We start from the raw sequence: 22,913 nt of genomic DNA, 5'->3' as shown, positions 1-22,913 counted from the left end.
TAGCACCTGTGTTTTGTACAAATGTTAAACGCAAGATAATTGCGTTATCATGTTGCCATTGTTTGCTTTATTTCCCGACAAGGATGTTTGTTAGTGCTGCTTTTTAGGTGTGGAATTGTTATTTGCTGGCTGTTATCGGCGGTTGTTTCTGCCAATAGTTATTCCGTCGAGCACTTTCAAGCCATAGGCAAAGACATCAATCGCAATCCCCACCCCGTTTATCAGCAGTTGTTAGAAATTGAAAAAAACAGGGAAGCACTCAGTCAACAAGCTTACCTTTGGCTGCTTTATCGCAAAGCCCAAGCGGAAAATTTACTGTATTTTCACCAAGAGTTTGCGCAAACGGTTCAGGCTGCCAATGCCTTAATTCGCGAAGATTCTCCAAGTGAGGTACGCGCTTACATTGGTATTTATCGCGGTATTGTCAGTGAACGCCGCGGCCACTACACCAAGGCGATAGCGCTTTACCGCGAAGCTATGGCACTTGCCAAAGCCGACAACCTCAATTACGCCTACACGTATGCCAAGCAAAATTTAGCGTACTCGTTGAGCTTAACTGAGCTGTACGAAACTTCCTTATCTGACTTACAAGAAGCTTATGTTGAGGCTTTTGCCATTGACGATCATTTGTTAATTGCCGTGATTAATGAAACTTATGGCGCGGTCTATGGCTACATGCATGAGTATGAAAAATCGATCGAATATTACAATCGCGCACTCGATACATACGAGCGACTTGGTTATCGACCATTTGTGGCCGAGGCAATTTACGGTCTAGCTTCCACGTATCGCTATATGAAGCAATACGACAAAGCAATTGCTAAGTTTAATCTCTACCTCAAGCGTATTGATTACACCCCAAATAAGGAAATTAGTTATTTTGGCGCTTATGGGCTTGGCATGACCTACGCCGAAAAAGGCGATTGTGCGCTTGCCATTGAGGCCATAGATCGTGCTTTGCTATTAAATGGACAGATTGACTATGACGCAGAGTTGTATAAACAAAAAGCGAATTGCTTGATTCGTCAGGGTAAGCTGGCTGAAGCTGAGCAGAACATTATTCGCGCTGAACAGATATTTGCACAAATGCCCGAACTTGCGGGTACCACATGGACGCTAGAAACGACCAAGGTTCGTGCTGCATTGGCCTACGCTCGCGGGGAATACGAACTTAGCTACCGCCTACTCAAGCGCTATTACGAAGCGTACGCTGAGCTGTTGATTAAAAACTCGTCACAACAATTGATTCGCGTGCGCGCGGCGATGGAGCTGGAGCGACAAAACGTTGAACTTTCTTTGTTAGAACAACGTAGTAAGGTGCAATCTTTGCGGCAAGAAAGACAAGAGCAAAGCACTTGGCAGCAAATTTTTCTAGTGGCAGGCGTCAGCATTGTAGTGGTTTTGGCGCTGGTTATTGTGGTTGTGCTGTATCGCACAAACAAGCGTATTTACGAGCTTTCTATTAAAGATCCCTTGTCAGGTGTTTTTAATCGGCGCTATGTCTTTGAATACTTAGATAAGCTATTAGTCAATAGCTATGGTCGCAACAGTGACTTAGCCGTTCTACTATTTGATATTGATGACTTTAAACAAGTAAACGACAAATATGGGCACCCATTTGGCGACGAAGTGATTTATCGCGTTAGCCAAATTGCACAAGACACGCTGCGCCTTGGCGATGTACTCGGTCGTATTGGTGGCGAAGAATTTTTGTGTATTCTACCGCGAACTGATGCAATGCAGGCCAAAGCCATAGCTGAACGTCTAGCTAATAACATTCAGCAGGCACTGTTTACCAATGAGATGGGGCAGCAAATAACCATTACTTGTAGCGTTGGTATTAGTGCGCTTGATGACAGTCATCAAGATCGAGCCACCTTGTATGTGCAATCAGATAAAGCACTTTATCAAGCCAAAACCAATGGCAAAAATCAGGTGGTAATCTTTAGCACTGGCTAGTATTGGTTAGCATTACAGATAGGTAAGATATGGACATCAATATTTTACCGCATGGCAGTATAAATCAGGGTAAGTGCGAGCGCGTGATGCATCGCTCATTAATAAATGCTCAACACACCTTGAGATTAGAGAACACAGTATGACAACAACTAGCACGCTAGCACAGCGAGCCATTGAGTTATTGCAGCAGCATATTAAAGCACTTGGCTATCAAGCTTTGGTGCACTTTGAGTTGGAAGGTTGCTGTCAGTCTTCGTCTCTTCTACCTGCCCACATCCATCGCGCTGCGGCAACAAGAACACACACTAAGCGCCACCAAGCGCCACAGAAAAATCCGAATAAAGCGCTACCAGCTACAACGCAGCGCAAGCCTTTGCGCAGCAATACGTTATCGGCTGCCGCGCCTCAAAGTGAAAAGCAATTATGTGAAGCGCACTTTGTCGCGATCAATAGTGCGCTAACCCAGGCGGGGATTGAAGGTAAACTCGTCTCTGAATATTGGCATAATCAATGGGAATATGTGTCACTATTTGCGGGTCAATCTCCCCTTAAAGAAGCACATAATCTGGCACGAGCAATTCAACTATTACCGGAGCTTTTTGCACAACAGGGCTTTGAACATACCTTGATAAAGCCCGTGGTTTGGTCTGGTGACACAGGCCAGTTAGCCGTGGGCAGTAAGAATATTTTTACCGACAGGCAACGGGCGGTTCATATTCCCAATGCGATCCAAGTGAATGTGAGCGTATTGGATCGGCACGGTAACAACCTCGTTGCGCAAGACAACTTTGGTGAAATTTTACAGCGCTGCTTGCTCAATACGAGCTTGGCCAACAGTCTGCTGTATATGCCAGAGCCAGATGCGTTTGAACGCTTGGCCTTGAAAGACAAATATGGATTGGCACAAGAGCTGTGCTCACCGACCGACATTTCTGGCGGCCACCAAGGCAGCGTTGCGCTGTACAAAGAGCGGGGTAAGCACAATCAGCCAATGGGGGTCGAAGTGCTGTTGTACGATCAACACAACAAAGCCCTAGTTAGCGAGCAAAACTGGCAAAAAACAGCGCGAGTTGAGCATCGCTTAGGCTCGGCAAGCACTGCCTATAATCCTTATGTGAATGTCGCTTATGCGCTTGCTAATGTCATGGATGCGCTTGACGCATACCTTGCTGACCAAGGACAAGCACTACTTAGCCAAGCTTTTGTAGAGCAAGCGTTGCCCAGCCAAATGTACGCATCGCAAGACGATAGTCAAGCTAGTGTAGAGAGCGAGCAGAGCGCCTATGGTTTGTTTGCGAAAAGTCGCTGGTTTGCCGAACGAATAAATCGCTCTGCACGGGCTGCAGAGCACTCGAACAATGAAGATCGTGAGCTAGGCGAGCAATTAACTCGTAGTATCCTCACTTTGTATCAGCCAACTAACACAATTGCATTACTGACAACAGGATAATGCGCACTATGATGAATATGACGAAACAACAATTAAAAACACCTTATTTAATCGCCAATGATGTAAACCTGAGTGATGCTGACGCTGTGGCTGCAAAACGGGCAGAGCTCAAAGCCTATTTCGTTAACAGCTGGCAAACGTACGAATCGTTATTTGCATTAATTAATAATGACAACGCCTTTTACGCTCGACCCGAGCCACTTCGTCATCCGCTGATTTTCTATTACGGCCACACCGCTACTTTTTATATCAATAAATTGATGTTGGGCAAGTTTATCCACAAGCGTATTAATGAAAAATTAGAAGCGATTTGTGCCGTTGGTGTTGACGAGATGAGCTGGGACGATCTGAACAGTGAGCATTACGATTGGCCCAAGGTTGATGAAGTGCGGACTTATCGCGATCAAGTGTTTGCGCTAGTGTGTGATTTGATCGACAACATGGCATTGCAACTGCCTATTACGCAAGACTCACTCGCATGGATAATCTTAATGGGCAGCGAACATGAGCGTATTCATTTAGAAACCTCATCAGTTATTATGCGCATGTTACCGCTCAGTGATTTAACTGCCAATGCCGCTTGGGCAGATTGCCCCTATCAAGGTGAAGCGCCTCTCAACGAATTAGTCCCCGTTGCCAAGCAAGTCATCAAGTTGGGCAAGAAAACAGACGACCATACCTATGGTTGGGACAATGAGTATGGCACGGCAACACTTGATGTACCTGCTTTTCGCACCAGTAAGTTTTTGGTTTCTAACCAAGAGTTTATGCAATTTGTTGAGGCTGGCGGCTATCAAACACCTGAGTATTGGACTGAGGAAGGGCAGAGCTGGCTGCGTTACAAGCAAGCGACCATGCCGCGTTTCTGGTTGAAAAAAGAGGGGCGTTACTATCAGCGTAACCTACTTGGTGAGGTGCCATTGCCACTGAACTGGCCTGTCGAAGTTAACTATTTAGAAGCGAAGGCGTTTTGTAATTGGCTTGTACAAACAACGGGGCGTGATATTCGCTTACCTACCGAACCTGAGTGGTATGCGCTGCGCGAGAAAGTGTCTGGGGATCTCCCCAGTTGGCAAGAAGCACCGGGCAATACAAACCTTGAGTACTTCGCCTCTAGTTGCCCAGTTGATAAATTCGACAATCAAGGCATTTTTGACGTGGTTGGTAACGTCTGGCAGTGGACTGAATCAAGCATTGATGCATTCGAGGGGTTTAAAGTTCATCCGCTGTACGACGACTTTTCAACGCCAACTTTTGATGGCAAACACAACTTAATCAAAGGCGGCTCTTGGATTTCAACGGGTAACGAAGCCATTGCCAGTTCGCGTTATGCGTTTCGCCGACATTTCTTTCAACATGCGGGGTTTCGTTATGTCGAAAGTGAAAGTGCAGATATGCCGCTGGTGCCAGCAAATCACTTTGAGCAAAACGTAGATGTTTGCCAACAATTGCAAAGCCACTACCAAGAAACGGGTTTTACCGGTGGCAATTATCAACAACAATTGGCACAGCAAGTGCGCCAGTGGTTGGTTGAACACAATGCAAATACGGAAAAGCTGTTAGATTTAGGCTGCAGCGTTGGCCGTACCAGCTTTGAGTTAGCCGATGTGTTTGAACACGTCGATGGCGTCGACTTTTCCGCTCGCTATATTCAACATGGGGTTCAGTTACAAACGGGCGAACCGGTGCGCTTTGAAACGGTGCAAGAAGGGGATATCGTTGATTTTCACGAAGTCGCACTTGCCGACACGGGCTTGTCCGCAGCCAGTAATATCCTGTTTAGCCAAGGGGACGCCACCAATCTTAAAGCCATTTTTGCTGATTACGATGTGATACTGGCGCAGCAGGTACTGGAGCAGTGCTATGATCCTAAGCAGTTTTTAAAGCAAGTGGCTAATCGCTTAAATCAAGGTGCCTTACTGATTATTGCCTCTGACTATCAATTTAATAGTGACGTTGCCGCGAAAGAAAAGTGGCTAGGGGGGATCAAAGTCAACGGCGAAAACTTGGTGGGCTTTGAAGGCGTGCAGCAAACCTTAGGCGAGCGTTTTGAGTTACTTGATCAAACCGATTTACATCAAGTGATCAAAATTGCACAACGCATAAGTGCGGTTAGCCAAAAGCACATCACCTTATGGCGCTATAACGGCTAAGCTTGCGAAAAGGTATTGAGTGATGGAGGCGTATCCCTCCATCATTCTTTGCTTAACATGATTATTAGCTTTTCGCTCAGAGTCTTTAGCATTTACTTTTTACCACTGTTTTAAGTTAAAAGTAGTACTACAAGCAAGGTTAAAAATAAGGCTAACAGTGAGCTATGCTCTTTTCGCTTTCTTGACACCCTTTTCGGATTTTTACTATGCCAAGTGCCTCCTCGTTACCTCCTCACATCGCTTACACTCGCGCATTAGCTGGTGATATTCGATTTAATCTTAGCCACTCTTGCGGACAGGCTTGCTCGCTCGCAGAATTAACCGCGATGGATAAACATGGTTATCTCAAATCATTTGCTGACCAACCACTAGATTATGCCAGTGTGCAAGGGCTGCCGCTGTTACGTGCGAAAATTGCGAGTTTTCATCAATCCATCAATGAGAGTGCACAGCCGTCTTCTACAAAACAGCTGAATACGCTATCAAAAGAGAGTGTTGTTACCTTTTCGGGGGCACAAGAGGCGTTGATGGGTATTTATCAAAGCTTGATTCGCCCGGGTGACGAAGTCGTTGTTTTTACGCCTAATTATCCTTCTTTAACGGCTATGGTAGCGCCACTGGGGGGCAAGCTAATTGAAATACCTATCACCTCAGACAAGCAAATCGGTGGTTGGCAGTTTGATATTGAGCAGCTCGCAGCGAACGTTAACGAACGCACTCGGCTGGTGGTGATCAATGCGCCACACAACCCAACGGGGGCAACACTATCCCAAGCACAGCGCCGTGAAGTGCTAGCAATTGTCAAAGCTTGTGGCTGCTATCTACTGAGCGACGATGTTACGCAGCCATTGATTTATGACTCTGCCCTTGCACATCAGTATCTGGACTACGACAAAGCGATATCAGTATCTGTAATGTCAAAAAGTTTTGGCCTGGGTGGGGTTCGAATTGGTTGGGCAGTAACGCGCAATCACCAATTGTTAGAACGACTAATGGCTTTTAAAGCCAGCCATAGTATTTGTACGTCTCGGTTTGATGAACAACTGGCTATAATCGCGCTAGAAAATCATCAGCTAATTGTTGAAAACACAATAGCCATTGCCAAACAAAACATTACTCGCTTTGCGCAGTGCGTTGACATGTTTCCTGACTTATTTGAATGGCATCCACCAAGCGCAGGTTTGTTAACGCTTGTTAAAGTTAATACGAGTCAACCAATAGCACAGTGGTGCAAAAATATTGCCGAACACACTGGCATCTTGTTGCTACCTAGCGAATTATTTGGGTTAAATGGGCCTTATTTTCGCTTGGGGTTGGGTCAGGAAAATTTTGGTGCAGCCCTTAGTACATTAGAAAGTTTTTTAGCCAGTAGCTGTAAAGTAAAATAGAAATAAACTCGGCAGTCACTCGTATTGCTTGCGACATACTCGCCAGCATAATTTACAACGTTAGGTATGGCGAATTTTGCTTAGTGAATAAATCGCTGAGCAAAAAGTAGTTTTTAAAGCGGTATTTTTTATGCTTGAAGCTTTACCTCAAAGGACTAGCAGGGAAGTGGGAAGCTGTTGCTAGCCGCTTAACTTGGCGAAGGAGTGTCGTCATGTCTTGGAAACTAACGTTCAATATATGCTCAGTGTGTTTGATGTTAAGTCATCAACTGAGCGCAGCTATTATCCCTTCTGGAGATTTTTCATTAGATCCTTTACTGATTGGCGTCAACGGCAACAATGGCAGTGTTACCCTTGATGGTGGCAGCATTATATCGTCAGGTTTTGACGGTGCTATAGGAGAGGGCCTTGGCGGCAATGGGCAAGCATTCATTACTGGTACTGGAACGCAAGTGAATATTGGCGGCTCGCCTGGCTCTGTGCTGCGAATTGGCGCTAATCAAGCAACAGGTGTGGTTGACCTACAAGATAATGCTCAATTAAATGTGCGCGCATTTGTCGGTGCTGGCTTTAGTAGCGGCCGGGTAGGAATTGGGAATGGTGGTGATGGCTCAGTCACAATTGCTAGTGGTGCTTCGTTATTGGTGGAAGACAGTGTTAATACCGATGAAAGTAACAAATTTGGTTTTGACCCAACCACCAATAGCGCAATTGGTGCAGAAGGCATAGCGGTTGGAGCTGCTGGTGCAAGTGCTAATGGCGTCGGTCAGTTGACCGTACTGGTAGCAAGGTGACGGTAAGCGGTAATGGTGCGTTTATTAATGTTGGTGAATCCGCCACATTTTTTACCGACCAAGTTAACACGGCGAGTGGCCAGTTAGATATTTTTAATGGTGCAAGTGTTGAAGTTAATGGCAATAATTTAACGGGATCGCTAGGCATAGGAAAGGGAACCGGAAATGGCATTTTAAACCTAGATGGCGCAGGCTCTAGATTAACTGTGCTTGGTGATGCCGGTGCGGCCTTGTGGTTGGGAGATGATAGCTTTGCCAATTCGGGTGGTGGCAGCGCAACTATGTTTGCTAGCAATAATGCAGTTATTGATGTGACTAATGGCAGCGGTTTAGGGATCTTTTCAGTGGGCTCTCGTTTTGTCGACGCTGAGGCATATTTCAGCACAGGCGCATCACTGAGTAGTGATTTGATATGGGTCTCTATTGGCGAGGGTGAAACGTCAGGAAAATTAAAGGTTGCCTCTGGCGCGAGTGTTCAAGCCAATTCAATAATTGTCGGCTCTGATGGCTTGTTAACAGGCTCTGGTACTGTTATTGGCAATGTGCAACTGATTAATGGCGGTATGATAAACCCCGGCAATACACCGGGTACGTTAACAATTGATGGTGATCTTGATGCAAAAGACGGTGAGCTAATATTTGAAATTGCTAGCCTAACGGATTATGACCGTATCGTCATGACGGGCATTGCTGATCTAATCTCAGCGAATATCCAATTGCTTTTTACTGATGTTTTTTTACCTACGACGCTTGATAACTTTGAGCTAATTTCTGCGGGCAGTTTAATTGGTCTAGATCAAGCGAACTTTTCTGTCGCGGGGTTAGCGCCAGATTTTTTGTTTGATGTTACATTTAGCAATGGCATGTTGAGCCTAACGGCATTATCCGATGGCAGAGCCATCAATGAACCACCTGTTATTTGGTTGTTATTTGCTGTTTGGGCTGCTTGCGCGAGTCTGCGCCTAACGAAAACTCAAACTACAAGTAAGAACATTCAATTGTATTTACTGAGCAGGCTGCAAAATATTTTTCAGCAGTTATCAGTGTTCCGCATTGCAGCGTAACGATTTTATATAGATGGTGTTGGCTTAATAGATGTTATGCCGTAAGCCAACTTAATCTATTGTATAAAAGCAAACTCGTAATCAATCCCTCATGAAAATGAAGCTAATTATTAACATAAATTGTTACATTTGGCGCTCGGCCAACATTCCCCTTCATCGGCTAAACCATTAGAATATCAATAAGAAAGCACCGAATGGACTTCGTGCTAATAATAAAGATAAAACATGCCTGTTAAAAAATTACTTGCCACGAGCGCTATGCTGTTACTAACGCATAGCGTTTTTGCTGTGCATGCGCAGCCAAGAGAAAACTACCAACTACCAAACTTTTCAGCATCCATTAACCTTGATGGCACCCTTGATGAAGCCATTTGGCAAAGTGCTTTAAAGATAGATTTAGCTTATGAAAATCGGCCTGCTGAAGGTGACGCAGCGCCAGTAAAAACGCAAATGCTGCTGTTTGAGAATGGCCAAGCTTTACATGTTGCGTTCAAGGCTTATGATCCAGACCCCAAAAACATTCGCGCGGTATTACGCGATCGCGACAGCCTTTGGCGTGATGATCACGTCGGTATTGTGATTGATACCTTTGATGATGAACGCTCTGGCTACGAGTTTTACGTTAACCCGCTGGGCATTCAAGCTGATCTTCGAATGGATGATAGCAACGGCTGGGATGACGATGATTCATGGGACGCCATCTGGGATAGTGCCGGACAAGTCACTGAGTTTGGTTATGTGGTGGAAATGGTCATTCCCTTTAATGCACTGCGTTTTCCTGAGCGAGATGGTCGCTTAACATGGAATATTGCCGGTCGCCGTATTTATCCTCGCGATGTGCGCTATCACCTTGAGAGCTTTAAATACGATCGCAACTTGAAGTGTAATCTCTGTCAGTTTGATCAATTTACGGGGTTTGAATCGGTCAAAGCCGGTAACAATTTTCAATTAACGCCAACGCTAACTGTGTCAAGGTTTGACGAAAAACCAGATGTTCCCGGTGACTGGCAAGAGGGGGACATTGACCTTGAGCCAGGTTTAGATGTTCGTTGGGGGATCACTCAAGACATGGTGCTTAACGCCACCATTAACCCGGACTTTTCACAAGTGGAAGCTGATTCGAGTCAGCTTGATGTCAACAATACCTTTTCTCTGTTTTTTCCAGAAAAGCGGCCATTTTTCCTCGATGGTGCCTCCTACTTTGATGTGGCCGAGTTCAATTTTGTTCATACGCGCAATATCGTTGAGCCTGACTATGGTGTCAAACTCACGGGAAAAACCGATAACCACAGCTACGGCGTACTGGTTGCCAATGATAAACACACGAATTTTTTAATCCCCGGTGCACTTGGCTCTGATATTGCCGAGTTGACGCAAGAATCTGATGTTGCATTAGCGCGCTACAAAGTTGATATCGGCAATCGTCACAATGTCGGTGTGTTAATGACAAACCGCAGCGGTGATGAGTACCGCAATACCTTGGCATCCATTGACGGTAACTATTGGTTTTCTGACACCGACAGTTTACGGGTCAATTTGGCCTACGCTGACACGCAAAACCCTGACAGTGTGCAAAATGACTTTGAACTGGATAAAGAGCAAAAAGATCACGCATACAGCATACGCTATGGCCGCAATACGCGTGACTATAACCTGCGCGCTTCGTATCGCAATGTCGGGGAAGATTTCCGCTCCGATTTAGGCTTTATCTCGAAAGTGGATTTTGAGCGCGCTGTGCTTGGCGGTCGTTACACTTGGTATGGTGAGAAAGACAATTGGCTCCATCGTTGGGGCGTGTTTGGTGACTGGGATGCCACGTACGATCAAGCGGGCAATTTACTTGAGCGAGAATATGAAATTCACGGTAACTTGCAAGGGCAATCGCAGTTTTATACTGACTTTGGCGTTGTAACTCGCGAACGACTATTTGACGACCAGTATTTTGATGAAACGCAATTTGTCATGTATGCCGAGCTAACACCCATTGCAGGCTTAGAATTGGCGAGTTTTATTCGCATTGGCGATCAAGTGGATTTTGCCAACACTCAGTTAGGTGAAGCCATTGTAGTAGAGCCACGTATCTTGTGGGATGTTAACCAACATTTAAAGCTTGATATCGCTTATAACTTTTTTGAGTTAGATGTTGATGAAGGTCGATTGTTTACCGCGAATCAAATGGACTTTCGGGTAAATTACCAATTTGATTTGCGCAGTATCATCAAACTTGTCGTGCAATACACAGATATCGACCGCAATGTCGAACGATATCAATACGACGACCTTGACGACAGGCCAGAAGCTACCGAGCGATTCTTTTCGACACAATTGATTTACTCGTACAAGATTAACCCGCAAACTCTGTTTTTTATCGGTTATTCTGATGGCGGCTTTCAAGACGATTCACTGGAAAATTTAGAGCGTAATCAGCGTAGTGTCTTTACCAAATTTAGTTATGCGTGGCAGCTTTAAGCGCCGCGCATAACTAAACTAAGTGCACATGCTAAATAGCCCTGATTCATTAAATATTATTGTGCTTAGCCGATAAAAGTTTACAGCTATCCCGTTTTTAATCGGACTATTTAGGCGCTATTTTAGGCGCTAGCATCGACTTTGTCTTAAATCTCGCTACACTCTCAAGCCGAGTATCACTTTCACGTGTCTTGTTTTTATTGTCATGTTGTCACTGAGTAATTATGAAGTTTTCTCAAGTTGCTAAACTTTCATCTGTTTATGCCATTGTCGCGATGAGCTTTGGCGGCATTGGTTTGGCCAATGCTGAAACCTTCGCAGCTGATGCTTTAGGGACGGATGCCTCAAGTAATGGGCAAAGTTATTTGCCGTATCACACCATTGAGGTCATGCAAGTGAGTGGCTCGCGCGACCACCTGCGTTCCAGCCAACTTGTTAGTCACTCAATGTCGAGCATCGATTTAGTCGATAATGCGATTGCTAAGCCGACCATAGCCGATTGGTTAGTCGACGTGCCAAGTGTCAGCTTGAACGGCCAAGGTGGCCTATTGCAAAGCTACAGTATTCGCGGTTTTAGCCGCGCGCGAATTCGCACCCAAGTTGACGGTATTCCGATTATTACCGACCGAAGAGCGGGCAATTCCGCCTCTTTTATCAATAGTGAATTGCTTGCTCGCATTGACGTTCAGCAAGGCCCTAGCGCAACCTTGTATGGCTCTGAGGCGATGGGCGGAGTCATTAATCTGGTCACGGCGGAATTAGGCACAAAACAGCTTAGCGTGAGTAGCCAAACAGACGATCAGGCGACGAATGCCGCACTGCTCTGGGGGGCAGAGCAGTGGCAATCAGGTATTGCTTATCGCCGGGCGAACCAATCAACGGCAGCGGATGATACGCCATTAGACACTGACTTTACGCAACTCTCCGCGCTGCTTAAATTTACTGAACAATGGCAAGGGTTATCGCTAGCGGGCTCTAGTATTATTTCCCATGGCACTGACATTGGTAAGTCTTCGCGCCAATTCCCACTAGAACGTATTGTTGAATACCCTAATGACAACCATTGGCTGTCAAAGCTGTCAGTGCGCAAAGCACAAGACTGGTTTGTGCAGTTATATCAGCACTATCAAAACTGGGACACAGATACGTTGCGCGTGAATCGCAGACGAAATTTAACGCAATACCAAAGCCATACACTGGGCGCATTAGCTTTGGCGAGTGTAGCCGGACTTGGCGGCCAAGGACGCTTTGGCGCTGAATGGTTGGCAAGGCGTGGCGTCAGTATTGACGAGTCTGAGTTCTCACTCGAAGGGCGGCAAAATTTCAGCCAACCTTTGGTTGATGGTAAACAAGATAATATGGCTGTGTTTACCGACTGGCACTGGCAGTGGCAAAACTGGCAACTGGGTCTTGGCGCGCGATTTGATCACGTTAAACAAACCCAAAGGTTAACATCGCAAAGTCGAGACGATCAGCAAATCAGCACAAGTGCTTTGCTCGCTTACCAAATAAATTCTCAACAAAAATTGAGTGCCGAATTTGCCACTGGCTTTCGATTTCCAACCCTTGCTGAACTTTATTTTGCCGGTGAAACCCCTCGTGGTACGACATTAGGGAACCCTGAACTCGCACCAGAGCAGAGCAAGGGCGTGCAAGTCAGCTGGCAGTATCAACTCGGTAAGTCATGGCAATTTGATGTTGTTGGCTATTACTATGAGTTAGATGATTACATCGAGCGCTTTACCAAAGTTGATGCTACTGACGAAAGCACGACTACTTTTCGAACCTTCCGCACTTTCCGCACTTTTCGCAATTTAGGCCGTGCCTCAATTGAGGGAGTTGAAGCAAGTATTCATTGGCAGCCACATGAAAGGCTTAGTATGAAATGGCTTGGCCACTTTCAGCAAGGTGAAGAGAAGCAAGGTGAAGTCCAACAAGGGCAAACACTCGCCGACTTAGCACCTGCTAAATTAAGCTGGCAGACCTTATGGCAATGGCGTGGCTTTGAATTTACCAACCAGCTTACCTGGCTAAAGAATCAGTCTGAGGTGGGCAGTGGTGAAACGGTCAGGCCGCATCGTTTGCTATGGCAAGGCAGCGTAAGCAAAGCTTTGTCGACGCAGCTTTCACTTAATTTCTACGGCACTAACTTATTGAATGAAAATGGCTTTACCAGTGCCGATGAAGACGCACCGCGCTATCAAGGGAGCGTGTTGGGGATTAAACTCAGCTATTTATTCGAGTAATGGCTTTACCTATTTGAGCCATCTATTCGAGTCATCTATTCGAGTCATGGCGTTTCGACTGAATCACACATCAAGACTCTGCCAGACAGTAATTTAGTTAACAAAAATGTCACATCTTTGCTGTAAAAGTATACGATCTTGTTGATCTCTCGCTATTTTCTCTTATCATTAATGTTACTGGTGCAAAAACCAGCGCTTATCTAGCTGATTTCCATTGTTTTTAAAATAACGATAAGAAAAGGATGTAAACATGCCGTGGAAGCTGTTTGTGCTAATTGGCGCAATGCTGTTTGCGATGCCACTTGCTGTTAATGCAAGTGATTTTGTCGAAGGCAGGCATTATCGCGTCCTTGACCTACCGAAAAGTAAGCAACAAGAAGTTCGAGAGTACTTTTCTTTTTATTGTAAGCAGTGCTATAGCCAACAAGCCTTTATGCAGGACTTGCTTGCTCGTTTGCCGCGCCGCGCCAACCATATCAAAAATCACGTCGCCGGCCAGCCTAACCGCGCAATAGCAGTAGAAAATTTATTGACCACTGCGGTACTTATTGCAGATAAAATGCGTATGCGAGATCAGGTTGTTGATGCAATCTTTAAGCACATTCACGAGAACAACCAAGATTTTGAATCGGTGGAAGACGTTCGTAACCTGTTTATTTCAGTTGGTGGTAATGAATTTATGTTCGATAGCAGCATAGGGAGCTACAGTATCGAAATGCAGCTTGCTGAAATGCAAAAATCGGCCAAGGCATTAAAAGCGCAAGGTGAAGCCAATATCCCTAACTTAATTATTAATGGTCGCTATAAGCCACTGGCCAGTCACATTACCAATATTGATGAATACAAGCGCTTGATATATTTCTTGTTGAGGAAATAGTCAGCCGAGCGCAATCAAGCGCTACTGGTGACTCACATTAAGCCTGCTAATGCGGGCTTTTTAATGGCTGACTAATATCGATTGAATACCTGAGCAATACGACTCTTATCTAAAGCTTTAGCGCACTTGGAAAATTGTCGCAGTTTTAGCTGGCATCACCATATTGGCTTGAATGGCGATAGGTTTATTGTTCAATAACGGAATTAAGGTTTTTGCGTTGCCTAGCAGTTCACGGTATTTTGCCATGGTCAGTGAGACCTCATTGTTATTTTTATTAATAACAACCATGTATTTATTGAATTTATCGTACCTGAAGTACACATAAACGCCGTTTTCTGGCGCAAAGTGGCGCAGTTCACCGTGGTGGATCGTCGGTGTTGCTTTACGCCAATTTAATAGCTTACGCATGAACTCCTGCGCACTTTTCTGTTGAGCAGTTAAGCCTTTGCCAGTAAAGCCGTTGACGGCATCACCTTGCCAGCCACCGGGAAAGTCGGTGCGAATAATGCCGTGATCTGTCGTACCTGGGTTGCTCATCAAAATCTCCGTACCATAAAAAACTTGTGGGATACCACGCGTCGTCATCAAGTAGGTCATGGCGATTTTAAACAGCGCGTAATCTTCGTTTAGCTGCGTAAAAATGCGGCTCATATCGTGATTATCAGGAAATATCACCAAGTTTTCGGGCGCGGCGTATAAAAAGTCGTTAGCGAGTACTTGGTAAAGCTGGTTTAACCCCGTATTCCAACTTTCTTTGTTGGTCAGCGCTTTAACCAGCAAGTCTTGCATCGGGAAGTCCATCACGCTCGGCAAATACGAGTCATAACCATCGTGCGTTTTTGCGCCCTGTTGCCAGTAAGCCACAATGGCCGGATTCGTTGACCACTCTTCACCGACAATATTGATATTGGGGTATTCATCGGTAATGCGTTTTGTCCATTGCGTTAAAAACGCTTTGTCGGGGTAAGAGTAGGTATCAACGCGAATACCCGACAAGTTGGCGTATTCAATCCACCACAAGGTATTTTGAATCAGGTAGTTGGCCAAGTAGGGATTACGTTGGTTGAGATCTGGCATGGTTGGCACGAACCAGCCGTCACTAAATAGTGCTTTATCAGCAGCAACAGCGTAAGGATCGTGCAGTGCTTCACGCTTGTGATTGGTGCCGACATACGGCTTGCCTTGATAGTTGTACCAATCTTGGGTTGGTAAATCCTCGTGCCACCAATGACCAGAGCCCGCGTGATTCAGTACAACGTCAATAATTACACCAATACCGCGTTTTTGCGCTTGGGATGCGAGTTTTTTATATAAGGCGTTATTGCCCAAACGGGCATCTATTTGGTAAAAGTCAGTGGCGGAATAGCCGTGATAAGAATATTCCGGCTGGTTGTTTTCTACGACCGGGTTTAACCAAATCTGGGTATAGCCCATGTCTTCAATGTAATTTAAGTGATTGATAATTCCCTGTAGGTCACCGCCATGGCGACCTCCGGCGGCGCTGCGTTTTTTCCTTTCAAGCAGCTGTGGCACTTGGTCATTACGCACGTTGCCATTGGCGAATCGGTCAGGGGTGACCAGATAAATAACGTCTTTGGCGCTAAAGCTGACATCCGCTGCCGACACTTTATTGCGCGCTTTCAGCTGATAAGGCTGGCTCAGCACAAGCTTGTCATTTTGCAGAAACTCGATATTAAAGCGATGTGGCTTTGTGCCATCGCGAATAATAATATCCACGAATAAGTAGTTAGGGTTGCTGACCTTGTGGATCTCTTTAATCACCACCTTGTCAGATTTTATTTGCGGGGTAAGGTCACTAATATTGTCGCCGTGCACCAATAATTGCAGTGCGGGATTGTTCATACCAACCCACCATGAGCTAGGCTCTAGATGCTTGATTTGATAATCACTGGCGGTCGCGGCAGCGGAAAAAACTAACGATGCAGCGACAAGGTGGCTAATGATGCGACGGGGGGTAAAGCTGCTGTTCGCTAAGCCAACGGGCTTGCTACTGATACTTTTTCTGATCTTTCTGTTGATTGAAAATAGTGTGTTCTTCATTCGCTATGACTCTTAAAGGTGGCTTGCTGATGCAGCTGATGAGCTCTTCGGCTGCACAAAAATCGCCGTGGTAAAGGCGGGTACGGTAATCACACCCGACTGATTTTGGCTTGTTTTTACTAAGTTATCTGCACCGTTTTGCTGGCGCGGGTGCAGTACTAATGTTGCTGCGTTGCTCACTTTTTCACTAAGCGTAAAAGACTGAGTAGTGGGTGCAGCGTTAAATAACACAACAAGCTGCTGGTAGTTATCAGCGACAGTTCGTCCTTGGTGATTGTCGATGTGCATGACAATGAGCCCTTGTTGCTGGTTGGCCCCGGTATTTAAAAAGCTTAGCTTGTCGATAATGTCTTGCTTGTTGGTTAAGCGCAGTAAACGGGTGCTTGCGCGCACCGCTAAGAAATCAGCAAATACTTGGCTGGCTAACTCAATATCGCCGCCACTTGGTTTGTCTCTGCCTTGGTTGGCATCTAACAGCCTAGCAATTAGTGGCCAGTTCGCTTGGTCTTTTTCTACTGGCGGTAAGCCAATGGAATAAAAGTTTTGTTGTTTTGAAAAATCAACGCGGTTGAACCAGTCACTGTAATCATAACTGTCACGCAGGTATGACTTAGAACGCAGCAGTTCAGATCCCATATGAATAAATGGAATACCTTGCGCTAACAGCGCATACGAGAGGCTTTGATTGTGTAAACGCACTCGCTCAGCCGTGGTTAAATCAAACGCGTTGCGGTATTGGTTATTATCCCACAAGGTTTGATTGTCGTGTTTGGAGACATAATTGATGGTGTCTGCTGGGTCTTGGGCATAGCCTGTTGGCGCGCCGCCATAGGGAATATCTTTGCCTGTCACATTTTTGCCATCGTGATTCGTGATGGGGTAGTCGGCGAGGTTACCGGTTAAGCCAACGCGCAGTTGATCCATTAACAAGTGGTAGTCAGGGGCAAGCTTGGCTTTGGTATCTGTATCTGAATTAAGCTCATTTGGCCTTACCATCAGGCCATTGCCAATCCCTTGGTTGCGCCTGATATCGTCACCTTGAATGTTAAAGCCAGCGCCGCGCACGGCATCGCGTAATCGGTCGCTAAAAGTGCCAATTTCACTACCACCAAGCTCTAGTTGTGAGGCTTGCACAAATTGACGGTTGTTTGCCACTTCACCAAAATTCCAGCCCTCACCATAAAAGTAAGTATCAGGGTCAACCGCTCGCACTGCTTCGCGTGCCGCTAACATTAAGTCTTTGGGTTGGTGGCCCATTAAATCAAAACGAAAGCCATCTATTTTGTAGTCGCGCGCCCACACAAGGAGTGAATCCGTCATTAACTTTGCCATCATCACGCGCTCTGTTGCAGTATTATCGCAACAGGTTGACTGCTCGATTTGCCCGGTAAGCGGGTGCAGGCGCTGGTAATAATTCGGGACAATTTTATCCAGTACCGCAGTACGCTCTAGGCGTGCTTTGTGGGTATGGTTATAGACAACATCCATTACCACCCTAAAGCCTAAATGGTGCAGGTGCTGCACCATTTCACGAAATTCGACGATACGGCTGATACCATCAGGGTTTATGGCATAGCTCCCCTCTGGCACTGTGTAGTGGAAAGGATCATAACCCCAGTTGTACTTATCAAAGGTTTTCAGCTCAGTGACAAGGGCTTGTGCGTCACCGCCGCGCTCGTCAAATTGCGCAAGTATTTGCTCAAGTGTGCGATCGTTAGCAAAGTTTTGGCTGCACAAGCTGATATTAGGCTGCGCGCTACATATTTCACCAACACTCGAGTGCAAATCAAATGCTTCGCCTCGTGCTTCATTAACTGTACCTATGTCAAAGGCAGGTAATAAGTGAACGTGATTAAGTCCTGCCGCTTTTAGGGTGTTGAGATGATTCATACCATCTGAATTTTGCTCGGTAAAAGCCTTGTATTTACCGCGATAAGCCGGATTTGACAGATTTGCTTCGTTGGCACTGAAGTCGCGGATGTGCATTTCATATAACACCGCATCTTCAGGCGCTGTTAATTGGGGTTGCTGCTGCTTGTCCCAGTTTAAGGGTTTAGTGGCTGCGCTGTTAAGGTCAACGATTTGGCTGTATTCACTATTGGTTGAGAGGCTAAGCGAGTAGGGATCTGTTGTGACAATTTGCTCAACGATGCCAGTCGCTGGATGGTATACGCTGATTTGGTACTGATAAAATAGCCCTGCACTGCTGGCCGGCAGGTTGGCTTGCCATGTTCCTGTGTGCTTATCTAGGCTCATCGCCATTTTGGCCGTCTGCGCAGGCGATTTGTCTTGCTTGTATAGCAGCAGGCTCACCGATTGTGCAGTGGGGGCCCAGAGTTTGACACTGATACCGTCACTCTTGATCACCGCTCCCAGATCACTCACTTCATCTGCGTCATTTGCCCCTTGGGTATAAAGCGCGTCAATCACTGCACTGGTTTGTACGTATGTTACGGCTTGTTGCGCACTCGCATTGTTGGCTGATGCTTCATATACGTAGAGCGGCTGCTTTAACCAAGTTTTCGCAGTGTCAGAATCAAGATTCACTTTGAACGCTGGAAACGCCGACAAATGCGGAAATTTAGCGGCGAGTTGCGCGGGTAATTCGATTGCTGCAAGCGCCGTACTTAACTGCTTTTCCCCTAGTGCGCCTGTTTGTGGGTGTATTGGCCGCGTAGCTAATCGATAGCGTTTATTTGAATCAGCATTGGCAAGTACTAACACGTCCTTGCTGAGCCAGTGGGCACTGGCGTTAGCAGTTTGTTGATAGAGGCTAATTGCTTGATTTGTCGTAATTTGGCTAGTTGACGGCTTAGTTGTTGGCTGGCAGCCAGCACTAAGCACAAGTGTCGGTAATAAAATCGCTGGTATTAACTGTTTAGTCGCCAGCGGATTTGATTTTGTCGTGTGTGCGTTATCCATAGAAGATCCCAAAAATTCCCCGATTTATCCTTCACTCGTACTCGTTGTATTCATCCACAACTTTTGTTGTTGAGATAAGGCATGGGCGAATGAACTAATGAGTAAAGTGCTATGTTGTCTTATTGTTTTGCCTAGTTGTTAGATAGTGGTTTTAGGCAAGGTGTTCGGCTTTGATATTCGAAATAGGTCTAGTGGCTTTTATGGTAAAAGGTCTGGCCAGCAAAGACATCATTTGCATACGTATTCAGTCGCTTAACCGCCGGTTAAGTGACAATTACATCTGCAAAATAATTACAATGGTGAAACAACAACAAGCGAAATTTGTTGACATTAAAGCGTTTGCAATGGACGTCTAGCATGCGCCATTTACAAGCTCGCAAATGCAATTGTTTACGCAACAATAAGTGGCGCGGCAACAAGTGATAAAAAACCAGTAAAACGTTAAGCCGCTTGCTTCAAAGAAAAGCCTTTGTGGATGAAACGCAGAGGCTAGCGATCAAATTCAGTAGGCGCTAACAAATAAATAACCCGGGGGAATCAGCAATGCGTTACCTAGTAGCAAGCTTGCTCATCTTATCAAGCAGTCCGTTTTTTGCATCAGCAGTTTATGCTAATCAGAAATATGTTAAGCACAAAGTTGAAGCGCACAGTATTGAGGTCGTCGGTGAAAGCACAAGGTTTACGCTCAAAGCGTATAATACCAATACACTTGAAGCCGTGTTTACCAGTGAACATCACTCATTATTGCCATCTTATGCCATTGCCTCGCAAGCGCAACCTGCCGCGATCAAAGTGTCAGAGACGCCAAACAGTTTGCAAATTGCTAATGGTGATATAACCGCGATAGTTGATAAATCATCACTGGCGATTCGCTATGAAAAGCAGGGTAAGTTGTTACTCACGCAAACGGATTTTACCGATGAACAGTCAGAGCTTTCATTTAGCTTCACAATTAGCGATGAAGAAAAGTTGTTAGGTGGTGGTCAGCGCGTTTTAGGCATGGATCGCAGAGGCCACAAGCTGCCACTGTACAACAAAGCGCATTATGGCTACACCACAGAATCAAGCCAAATGTATTATAGTTTGCCGGCCATTTTATCGTCGAACAAATACATGTTGCTATTTGATAACTCTGCGTCAGGAAGCTTGGACTTAGACAGCACAAAAACCAACACGGTAACGCTTTCTGCGGTTGGCGGTCGGGCGAGTTATATCGTCGTTGCTGACGACACCTATCCAGCACTGGTGAAAAACTATGTTGAGCTAACGGGCAAGCAACCGATGCCGCCGCGTTGGGCGCTTGGCAATTACGCGTCGCGTTTTGGCTATCACACCGAGCAAGAAGTTTATGATGTTGTGGAGCGCTTTAAACAAGAAGATATGCCGCTTGATGCACTGGTCTTAGATTTATACTGGTTTGGTAAAGACATCAAAGGTCATATGGGCAACCTAGCTTGGGATCGCGACGCTTTTCCGACGCCGAAAAAGATGATCGCCGAGTTGCAGGATAGTGGCGTCAATACAGTCGTTATCACTGAGCCTTTTATTCTATCTACCTCAAACCGTTGGCAAGAAGCTGTTGATAACAAAGCACTCGCACTTGATGCGGCTGGAGAGCCTTACCGTTTTGATTTTTATTTTGGTAACACTGGGCTAGTGGATGTGTTTAACGAGCAGGGGACTCAGTGGTTTAATCAAGCCTACACACGTTTAGCTGAGCAAGGTGTCACTGGCTGGTGGGGTGATCTCGGCGAGCCGGAAGTGCACCCAGACGATATATTGCATACCTTGCCAGATGGCACACAAGTACGTGGCAATGTGGTGCATAATGCGTATGGCCATAAATGGGCAGAAATGGTTTATCAACAAAGCCTTGAGCTGCAGCCTAACCAGCGCCCAATGGTGATGATGCGCTCAGGTTTTCTTGGCAGTCAGCGCTATGGGATGATTCCGTGGACGGGAGATGTCAGCCGTTCATGGGGCGGTTTAAAGCCACAAGTCGAGTTAAGCTTACAGATGAGTTTATTCGGCCTAGCTTATACCCATTCTGATCTTGGCGGCTTTGCTGGTGGTGAAGTGTTCGACGCTGAAATGTATACCCGCTGGCTGCAATATGGTGTGTTCCAGCCAGTTTACCGCCCCCACGCGCAAGAACACATTGCGCCAGAGCCAGTATTTCACGATCAACAAACCAAAGAGATTGTCCGTGAGTTTATCAAGCTCAGATATCGCTTAATGCCTTACATTTACACCTTGGCGTATGAAAATAGCACTACAGGTATGCCATTAATGCGTCCGTTAATGTTTGAAAATGAACAAGACTTGTCACTGATCAACGAGGCGAATACGTATTTGTGGGGCGATGCGTTTTTGGTAACCCCAGTGACCGAAGCGGGGGCTAAACAAGTTGATGTTAATTTCCCTAGTGGCGTTTGGTTTGACTATTTCACGGGCAAACAAGTGAATGGCGGTCAAAAGCGTGCTTACCCCGTGCAACTAGCGACACTGCCTGTGTTTGTGCGTGCGGGCAGCTTTGTACCGTCAACAAGCAATATTAAAAACACTAAGGCATACGATCCAAACCATTTGGTATTGAATTTTTACTATCACGAAAGTGTCGAGCAAAGTGAAGGACAACTGTATCAAGATGATGGTATCAGCCCCGATAGTTTAGCCCAGAAGGCTTATCAACTGTGGCAGTTTGAGGCAGACAATAAAGGTAATGAGCTATCAATTGGCTTTGTACAAGCAGGAAATGGTTTTACTGGTTTAGACAAGCACCAAGGAGCAGAATTCGTGATTCATCACTGGACTCATGGCTCCAGTGCGGTGCTTTATGATGGCAAGCCTTTACCTATATTAAAGACCGAGCGCGCCTACACTTTGGCAAGCATGGGGGCGTTCTGGGATGAGCAGTCTAACACCATAAAAGTGAAATTAACGTTAGCTGATGCTCGCCATAAGTTAGTGGTTCAAAAGTGATGACTCAAATTAATCGGCGAGTAAATCAGTTAAATCGCCAATCGATTAAGTAAGCCGTTCGCAAAGTAAAACAGCCAATTTAGATAATTGGCTGAATACGCCTTCAATGTCTATTGTGACAAAACAGCTAGTTTGCATACGTATTCAACTAACTGCGATGTGATGCCTAGTTTATTGTTTACCAGTTTTACTAATGCTCAACATCACACCTGAACCATAATTGTGTTTTGTATGCTGTTAATGCTTGCGCAATCCGCCTATATCCCTTTAAAAACAGTTCTTTTCGACAAAAACATGCAGCTTAGATGAAACAAGCTAATTGCTATTTGTATGATAAATGACGTCATTTCCAAGCATTACCAACTAAATTTGAAAGCGCTTACACATCGATTTTGCTGGGCTTGTTGGAGCTTACGTGCGAGATGAATACGTATGCAAAATATGTTTTTAGGTAAGGGTGCAAATTACTATTAGCATATCTATCTGTAACCAACACTTACCGCAGTAAAGAGGCCAGATAGAAAAATCAATTATTAACAAAAAGTCAT

General features: G+C 45.5%; 12 protein-coding genes. 10 read left to right on the top strand and 2 right to left on the bottom strand.

What is annotated here, in order from left to right:
* Positions 1-93 precede the first annotated feature (93 nt).
* The 9 genes from DXX93_RS16435 (at position 94) to DXX93_RS16395 (ending at position 14,400) form a co-directional block, all read left to right on the top strand.
* The gene (locus DXX93_RS16435; RefSeq protein WP_116009055.1) at positions 94-1,959 is read left to right on the top strand and encodes a diguanylate cyclase; all 1,866 of its coding nucleotides are present in this window, start codon (positions 94-96) and stop codon (positions 1,957-1,959) included.
* Positions 1,960-2,098: 139 nt separating this feature from the next.
* Positions 2,099-3,409: a hypothetical protein gene (locus DXX93_RS16430; RefSeq protein WP_116009054.1), complete on the top strand. Its 1,311-nt coding sequence runs from the start codon at positions 2,099-2,101 to the stop codon at positions 3,407-3,409.
* Between the two features lie 17 nt (positions 3,410-3,426).
* A complete protein-coding gene (ovoA, locus tag DXX93_RS16425) occupies positions 3,427-5,562 on the top strand; it encodes a 5-histidylcysteine sulfoxide synthase (protein ID WP_116010011.1) in 2,136 nt (711 codons plus the stop codon).
* A 206-nt stretch (positions 5,563-5,768) separates the two neighbouring features.
* The gene (locus DXX93_RS16420; RefSeq protein WP_116009053.1) at positions 5,769-6,950 is read left to right on the top strand and encodes a pyridoxal phosphate-dependent aminotransferase; all 1,182 of its coding nucleotides are present in this window, start codon (positions 5,769-5,771) and stop codon (positions 6,948-6,950) included.
* 212 nt (positions 6,951-7,162) lie between these two features.
* Positions 7,163-7,744, top strand: coding sequence for a hypothetical protein (locus tag DXX93_RS16415; protein ID WP_147302706.1), 582 nt, complete (start codon positions 7,163-7,165; stop codon positions 7,742-7,744).
* Positions 7,741-8,808: a hypothetical protein gene (locus tag DXX93_RS16410; protein WP_116009051.1), complete on the top strand. Its 1,068-nt coding sequence runs from the start codon at positions 7,741-7,743 to the stop codon at positions 8,806-8,808. The genes DXX93_RS16415 and DXX93_RS16410 overlap by 4 nt, the downstream gene beginning before the upstream one ends.
* A 225-nt stretch (positions 8,809-9,033) precedes the next feature.
* Positions 9,034-11,277, top strand: a complete 2,244-nt coding sequence (locus tag DXX93_RS16405; protein WP_116009050.1) for a carbohydrate binding family 9 domain-containing protein — start codon at positions 9,034-9,036, stop codon at positions 11,275-11,277.
* Between the two features lie 224 nt (positions 11,278-11,501).
* A complete protein-coding gene (locus DXX93_RS16400) occupies positions 11,502-13,523 on the top strand; it encodes a TonB-dependent receptor (RefSeq protein WP_116009049.1) in 2,022 nt (673 codons plus the stop codon).
* 250 nt (positions 13,524-13,773) lie between these two features.
* On the top strand, positions 13,774-14,400 hold the full coding sequence (locus DXX93_RS16395) for a hypothetical protein (RefSeq protein WP_116009048.1): 627 nt from the start codon (positions 13,774-13,776) through the stop codon (positions 14,398-14,400).
* Positions 14,401-14,517: 117 nt separating this feature from the next.
* Here the strand turns inward: DXX93_RS16395 and DXX93_RS16390 are convergent, their stop codons facing one another.
* Positions 14,518-16,461: a glycoside hydrolase family 13 protein gene (locus tag DXX93_RS16390; RefSeq protein WP_116009047.1), complete on the bottom strand. Its 1,944-nt coding sequence runs from the start codon at positions 16,459-16,461 to the stop codon at positions 14,518-14,520.
* Between the two features lie 12 nt (positions 16,462-16,473).
* Entirely contained in the window at positions 16,474-19,383 is a 2,910-nt protein-coding gene (pulA, locus tag DXX93_RS16385; RefSeq protein WP_116009046.1) for a pullulanase-type alpha-1,6-glucosidase, read from the bottom strand.
* A 543-nt stretch (positions 19,384-19,926) separates the two neighbouring features.
* Here pulA and DXX93_RS16375 point away from each other — a divergent pair.
* Entirely contained in the window at positions 19,927-22,365 is a 2,439-nt protein-coding gene (locus DXX93_RS16375) for a TIM-barrel domain-containing protein (protein WP_116009044.1), read from the top strand.
* The last annotated feature ends 548 nt before the right edge of the window (positions 22,366-22,913 follow it).

The organism is Thalassotalea euphylliae (assembly GCF_003390335.1).
GTDB lineage: Bacteria > Pseudomonadota > Gammaproteobacteria > Enterobacterales > Alteromonadaceae > Thalassotalea_F > Thalassotalea_F euphylliae_B.
Note: the sequence above shows the minus strand (reverse complement) of the source record. Positions and strands in the feature narration are given on the sequence as shown.